This window comes from Streptococcus oralis (assembly GCF_001578945.1).
In the GTDB taxonomy this organism is placed as follows: Bacteria; Bacillota; Bacilli; order Lactobacillales; family Streptococcaceae; genus Streptococcus; species Streptococcus oralis_Q.
The window spans coordinates 263,430-265,104 of sequence record NZ_KQ969551.1 but is presented as its reverse complement, the minus strand read 5'-3'; the positions used below and the strand labels follow the sequence as shown (position 1 = coordinate 265,104).

2 protein-coding genes are annotated in these 1,675 nt (G+C 41.1%); both read right to left on the bottom strand.

Features of this window, described 5'->3' with window-relative positions; genetic code table 11:
• Nucleotides 1–554 (bottom strand): phosphoenolpyruvate carboxylase (locus SORDD16_RS10560; RefSeq protein ID WP_128973465.1); only part of this gene is annotated, 554 nt, incomplete at its 3' end.
• 23 nt (nt 555–577) lie between these two features.
• Nucleotides 578–1,675 (bottom strand): FtsW/RodA/SpoVE family cell cycle protein (locus SORDD16_RS03995; protein WP_241733972.1); only part of this gene is annotated, 1,098 nt, incomplete at its 5' end.

The window sequence follows — 1,675 nt, the reverse complement described above, 5'->3', positions numbered from 1 at the left end:
ATAATTTCAATGTAACGACGGAGATCCGTGTGCCATTTTTCTTTATTAATCAAGCCGAGTTTGACATCACGGTACTTGCGCAAGAGCGTATGGATATGGTTGGTCAAGTCCAGCATACTCTTGCGTTGTACTTGCGTTGGATGGGCGGTCAAGACAGGAACGACATTTAACTTTTCTAAAATTTCAGCTGCATTTTCTTTTTCAGCTACCATCTTAATCGTTGTAGATAGTTTTCCTAGATAGTCTTGGTCCACATTGTTTTGGTGATTGATTTCATAGGCCAAATCCACATCCTCAGAGATATTAATCAAAAGTGGAAGGATAGAAAAATAGCGTGAAATGTAAATCATTTCTTCATTCGAAAGACTGGTCACTAGGTCATTGAGCCCTTGATAATTCGCGCTAGTTGATAATTCCTTCAACTGGATAATCTTTTCAAAGGTTTCTGGCGCTAGCATATTTTTTGTAATATCTTCTAATAGATCAGTCAGAATCAAGACTTCTTCTTGGACGACTGCTTTATTGCTATAGTTTTCTAATTTTTGAAGAGACATATACTTTCCTTTCCATTCAATCCTTACAGACTTTCATCGGTTTGATTTTCGTATTCTCTGATAAGTTTGGCACGTTTTTCACTTGCATCAATGTTCAGTACAAGCGCGATGGCTACAGATAATACCAGGAGACTGTTCCCACCTTGTGAAAGGAAGGGGAAGGTTACCCCTGTAGAAGGAATCAACCCTGAAATCCCACCGATATTGACAAAGACCTGAACAAGGATCATCCCTCCGACACCAATAGCAACCATGGAGTTAAAGGGATCCTTAGCTCGAATACCAACTAAGACAATTCGCAAAATCAAGAAGAAGAGAAGAGCCAAAATCATACTGGCTCCCACAAATCCAAACTCCTCGATAACAATCGAAAAGACGAAATCTGTATGGGCTTCTGGCAGATAACCACGCTTCTCGATAGAATTCCCCAGTCCCAGTCCGAACCAGCCACCATTTACCATTGCATAGTAGGAATTTGCGAGCTGGTGTCCTGCCCCCGCCAAGTCATTAAAGGGATTAAAGAAGGCACTGAAACGTTTAGCAACGTAACCAAATACAGGAATTTGAGAGAACTTTTCAACCCCAACGAGACGAATGACAGACAAGACTAACATTGAGCTCCCTGCTAAGAGAGCTAGAATGGTTGAGAACCAACGATAGGCAATCCCACTAACGGTATACATGATGAGCGCTACCAAAACCAAGATGGTCGCATTTCCCAAGTCGGGGAAAATTCCCAAGCTACCAATCAGAACCAGCAAAACAAAACGCCAATCGTTAAAAGCTCGAGGTAGCCACTGGTTCTGTGTCAAAACCTGAAAATCATAAACCGCTATCTCACTCTGTTGCTTTGAAAAACGATGCGCCAAGTACCAGATAATGATAATCTTAAGATACTCTGCAGGCTGAATCGTTACAGGTCCTACAGAAATCCAACCATAGGCACCATTGACTGGTGTCCCAATTAGCCGCGCCAAAGCCAAGAGAATCATCTCCACAAACATAACGATAAAAATCAAGCGTTCATTTCTTAAAAAACCAAGTTTTAGCTTATAAATTAAGGCAATCAAAATCAAACTGACTATCCAAAACATTCCTTGGTTCCGAGCTAATTGAAGAGC